Consider the following 5,229-nt stretch of genomic DNA (forward strand, 5'->3'; position numbering starts at 1 on the left):
CTGGTCACACTGGCGAAGACTCAGCCAGACACGTGCCCGCAACAGCCACTACAAACAACGCGGACACACCCCATAACTGTGATTGCAGTACTAGGAGTTGTCGTCAAAGTGTCAGGCCCACATCAGGAGTGATGCGAGGGCGACGGCCGCCTTGTAGGACTGGGCGGTCTTGTCGTAGCGGGTGGCGATGCCTCGCCACTGCTTGAGGCGGTTGAAGCACCGCTCCACGACGTTGCGGTGCTTGTAGATCTCCTTGTCGAAGGCCGGAGGGCGGCCGCCGAGGCTGCCCTTGCGGGGTTGCGGACCTGGTCGGCCCGTTCCGGGACGGTGTGCCTGATGCCCCGGCGCCGCAGCCAGGTGCGGATCGCCTTCGAGCTGTAGCCCTTGTCGCCGATGACGTGATCGGGCCTGGTGCGGGGCCGGCCCGTTCCGGCCCGGGGCACCCGGATGGCCCTCGGACGGTCCCGAGGCGGACTGACCAGCAAGATCCACCTCGCCTGCGACGCGATCGGCCGCCCGCTCGCTCCATCAGCGTCGTGAACTGGGTGCAGTCGTTGGTGTTCCCGCCGGTCAGGACGAACGGCCGGGCTTTGGCGCCCCCATTTCGGGCCCCTGCCGCGTGCTGGTGGGCGCGGACGATCGTTGAGTCGACCGACACCAGCCACTCGATGTCACCGGCCGCGTCCGCCTTCGCCTGGGCGGCCCGCAGCATCCGGTCGAACGTGCCGTCCGCCGCCCAGCGGCGGAAACGCGTGTGGAGGCTGGTCCACGGACCGTATCGCTCAGACACGTCCCGCCAGGGGACACCAGTGCGGAACTTCCAGACGATCCCGTTCAGGACCCTCCGGTCGTCCAGCCGTGGCCGCCCCAGCGCAGGCCGGGGCAGCAACGGGCGTATCAGATCCCACTCGGCATCAGACAGTTCGTGGCGACGGATCACCACACCATGATCCACAATCCAAGATCGCTTTGACGACAGGCTCTAGCGTGCTGCGGCGCAGGCTGGCCCGGTGCAGCGCGCCTCCAGGCCGGGCCAAGGAGGCCCCATACGGGGGCCGTTCCCGTAGATCGCCAGAGCGATGGTCAGCTCCAGGTGCACCAGACGGCCGTCCTCACCCACGGCCCACCGCCGGTTCCCTGAATATGATGTCCGTGTCGGCCCGTACGCCGACGCCGGTCAGCCGTGCGGGGGAGTTGCGGCACGTCCACTGCCGCAGCACAGCGGCGGACGTCAGTGGCGGCGATGCGTCGGGGCTGGTCCTCGGTGAGACCGGCCTCCTGGCCCTGCAAGAGGCGGGCGGCGTGGTGGGGCGGCAGGGCGAGGGTGAGGTGGCGCAGGCGGGCGTCGTCGGTGCTGCCGAGGGCGGCGGTGTAGCCGAAACGGGCCTGGACATCGATCACGATGCCGCTGGTGGTGGCCGCGGCCTGCTTGGCCCTGGCCCGGATCTGCGGCTGCCAGCGCACGCGGACTTCACGCTCCAGCCGGTCGGCGAGCTCCGGCCGGGGTTTTTTGATCTGGTTCTTCACATACCGCTCGACGGTGCGCTGGCTGACGCCGAGCAGCTCGGCCACGCGCCGGGTGTTGCCTTGGTGCTGGCGGACCAGGTACCGCATCTGCGCCCCGGCGGACTTCGGGATGGGACGGGTGAACGCCCCCTGCACCGCCTTGTCGAGTCCGTCCCCGACCGTGACCATGCCGCGCTTCGCCTACTCTCCGGTGTCCTTGGCGGTGACCTCGCCGGTCCTGATGTACCGGGCGAGGCTGGCGACATGGCCGTCGCCGGCGAGATGTTCGAGCACCTTGGCGCCCCACAGCACGCTCTGGGTGCCCTCGTGCTTGATACTGCCCGGTGGCTGCGGCCAGGGCGGCCATCTTGCGGTGCATGTTGATCCGGGCCGGGGAGATGACGGCTGCCCGGATGTCGGGCCGCCACGTCGGCCGGACGAGGGCCGGCCAGGCCCGGCCCGGTTTCCAGCCGCCGCCGCGCGCCTTCTCCTGCAGCTTGCCTATGCCGCCCTTGACGGTCATCTTGATCGCGCCCAGGACCAGGGTTCCGGATCACGGCTGCGGTAGCCGTCCATCGCCGTCAGGAACTCGGCCGGGGACCGCTTCTCCGCGACACCCAAGTCCGCCATGGTGGCGACGTAGGCGTCGCGCAGCCGCTTATACCAGCCGTCCAGGAACCGGCCCGCCTCCGGGCGCACCCGCGCCTCGACAGGGGCGATGTCGTAGCCGAGTTCGACGGCGTAGGCCAGGGTCGGCGCGGCGTACCAGGCTGGCCCCGTCGGGCGCCGGCCGGTCGGCGTGAACGGGCTGGGCAGCAGGTCGCCGTCGAGGTCGCGCCACTGCTTGCCGACCTTCACCCGGGCGAGGTCGACGTGGCAGAGGTCGACCAGCCACGAGCCGGGCAGTGCCGCATCGAACGCGGGCCGGGTGACGTGCACGGGCGGTGACGCCAGACCGACGACGGCGCCGTTGGCGGCCGCGCCGAAGGCGAGGTTCACATCCAGGCCGACCAGGTAGCGCTGCATGTATTCGGTGTCGGTCAGGTCCCGCGCCCAGTCGTAGGCCCTCCTCGAACAGCCTGTCCTCGGGGCCACGCAGCCCGTCTGGAGCCGGCGGAGCTGGCCCGGGTGCTGGGCATGTACGCGCAGCGGGTGGTGACGAGTTGCCAGTCGGTGCGCTGAAGCTGCTTGATGACCTTGTGCCCTTCCGTGAGCCGCTCGGCGAGCCGTTCGGACTCCGACAGCTGACCGGGCAGGCCGTACCGTTCGCACGCGGCCTCGGTGAGCACCAGCAGCGCGTCGGCGTCCTTGCCCGAACCGTGCAGCCTCTTCGCCCCGAGCTGCGCCTTGACCAGAGCTCGCGGGGCAGCTCTCCGGCATCGTCGACTATGACCGGCTGGCACGCGCCCGTGGTGCTGCGCCGGGCTGGTGTGACCGTTCGGCGTTCGTGCCGAGGGTGGCGTTGTGTGACGCCTTGCGGGCGGGGGCCGGCGCCGCAGAGATTCGCGTGGAGTCAATGGCCGTTTCTGCCGGGGAAGTGATCGCCGGGTGGGGCGCTGGTGGAGGGGGGCGGTGTCCGGTGGGGCGGCCGGTCGGTGTGCGCTGGGGAGCTGTTGGCGTCGTTATTGTCCGGATCTACGGCATGAGCAGTGTGGGACCGGTTGTGGTGACGGAGGGATATGGCCGCGCGGGTGGCGCGCGGTGTCGTGGTTCCCGCGGGTCGTGGGATGGGGTGGTGTATCCGGTTGACCTCTTCCCGTGCGGGCTTCGGTGGTAAAGTCGGATGGGGTGGGGTCCCGTGGCGCGGGCCCCATAGGGCCCGGGGATCAGGGGCCGGGCTCAGTGGTGCGGGTCGGCGGCGATGCGGCGTTCGTCGTCCAGCGTGCCGTGGGGCCTCATCCCCGTACCACCGGCGGCTAGTGGCTCGTCACGCAGCCTTGGCCGGTGTATTGGGTCCACTGGCGTGACGAGCCACTAGCAGGAGCTCCGTCTCCGCTTCAGACGGCTTGACACATCAGCCGCAGGCTTAACTACACGGCATTGGTACAGTGCAATCACGGTTGCCAATGATGCCCGGGATGCCCGAGCCCGGAGAACCTGGTTGGGGACGTGCGCCGGCTGCCACCCACACCACGACCGGCCCACCACCGCGTTACCGCCGCGCTCACCCGTGCCGCCGACCTGGCCGCCACCGGGCAGCTCGCCCCCGAAGCAGTCGCCGCCTGGCCCTGCCGACCGAGCCGGTCCTGCCGCCCGCTCTTCCGGCCGTCCCCGCGACCGCGTACGACGAGCCGCTGCCCATCTTCACCCACCCCGACAGCACCCGATACCAAGGAGGTCCACCCCATGATGGCCTGCATCACCGCCACCATCAAACCTGTCTATGCCGACGGGACCGTCTGCCGCCACAAGGTCACCACCACCGGCAAGCCAAGGGAAGTCGGCTGCACCGGCCGGGACGCCTACGTCGCCACCCTGCTCCGCCTGCACCTGGACCGACAAGAGCGGCATCCGGGCCGCGCTGGAGTACGTCCGCGACACACACCTCCGCAGCCACCTCACCATGCCAGCCGCTGACTCCGTCTGAAAGAGCGAAAGAGTCGGATCATCCTCGAGAGCCGGGGGTAGGTGACGGCCTATATCCGGCTGTCGCCGGACGGGTCCGGAGCTCAGCGGCGGAGCACGTTGACGCGTGCACCACCAATGATGGGGGCGTCTTCGCATCCTTGCGGGACCGCGAGGTAAGGCCCAACCCACCTTTTAGACTTGCCGTCGGGGTGGCTGGCGTCGGGGTAGGTGCGCTGGTGTGGTTTGACGAACCAGCGGTGTCGGTAGATGCGCCGGGCGTGCGTATCGTCACTGGTCTCCGCGTCACCTTCTGGGCGGCGCAGGCATTGTCTGAGGGTGACGTAGCGGACGGTCTTGGTGGGGTCGCCGCCATTTCGGGCGATCCACTTCCTTGCCGACCTTGCAGCTTCCACTTGCTGCGTCTCATGCACAGCCTTCGTCTGGACGGCTGGCTGGCGGATGAGTAGCCAGGTCGCTATGAGGAGTCCGCCAGATGTCGCTGGCGCGCGTCTTGTTCCACAGTCGGCGCGTGGCCATACACATCGATCCGTACGGCTCCGGCGGTTCGTGACCATGCTGCGGCAACGGCATACAGGCTGGGCGGCTCGCAGTCGGGGACGGGACGGCCCCACACGATAAAGCCGTGGTCGTCGGGCGGGACGTCCTCAGCCATAAAACAATGATCAAGCTCTTCGGCGATGGTGACGGCCAGGTCGGTCATGTCGGCGCTGACGAAGTACAGCTCAGCTGCCCGCAAGGAGACCTGCCGCTGGTTCAGCGTATCGACCAGGCGCCCGCCATTGGCCGCGTGCCGCACATCCGAAACCAAGGCAGAAGAGCGCATCCACTCGATGATCTCCTCCCGCAGGGCCGGGACATCCCGAGCTGTCAACGGGCGGGCAGCGTCCTTCGTCACAGTCACATCCTCCCTGCGCTGTCTCGGCGCCTTCACGCTGTTAGCCCTACCCATGCTGCGCATTCATCATCTGCCATGGTGTACACGGGATGTGCTGGAAGCGGGCCCGTCCGGCCCCTTCAGGCGGGCTTGAGGCCGGGGTCGCCGGCCTCGGTCACGAACGAGGCCGCCGTGGTGACCGGCGCGCCGGGGGTCGTCACGGCGGACACCGTCCGGTAGTCGGCGCGCGCCCGCTCGCC

3 protein-coding genes and 2 pseudogenes are annotated in these 5,229 nt (G+C 69.2%); all 5 read right to left on the reverse strand.

The window, feature by feature from the left end; translation table 11 throughout:
- Positions 1-111 precede the first annotated feature (111 nt).
- Complete coding sequence (locus ACZ6C1_RS38515) at positions 112-357, reverse strand: transposase (RefSeq protein WP_469247694.1); 246 nt, start codon at positions 355-357, stop codon at positions 112-114.
- Positions 358-649: 292 nt separating this feature from the next.
- Positions 650-955 (reverse strand): annotated as a pseudogene (locus ACZ6C1_RS38520) (transposase); the annotation flags it as partial.
- 128 nt (positions 956-1,083) lie between these two features.
- Positions 1,084-1,695, reverse strand: coding sequence for a telomere-protecting terminal protein Tpg (gene tpg, locus ACZ6C1_RS38525; RefSeq protein ID WP_469247692.1), 612 nt, complete (start codon positions 1,693-1,695; stop codon positions 1,084-1,086).
- A 12-nt stretch (positions 1,696-1,707) separates the two neighbouring features.
- Positions 1,708-2,861 (reverse strand): annotated as a pseudogene (locus ACZ6C1_RS38530) (hypothetical protein); the annotation flags it as partial.
- Between the two features lie 1,688 nt (positions 2,862-4,549).
- Positions 4,550-4,990: a hypothetical protein gene (locus ACZ6C1_RS38535; RefSeq protein WP_469247693.1), complete on the reverse strand. Its 441-nt coding sequence runs from the start codon at positions 4,988-4,990 to the stop codon at positions 4,550-4,552.
- Positions 4,991-5,229 lie beyond the last annotated feature (239 nt).

The organism is Streptomyces sp. NPDC041796 (assembly GCF_055590785.1).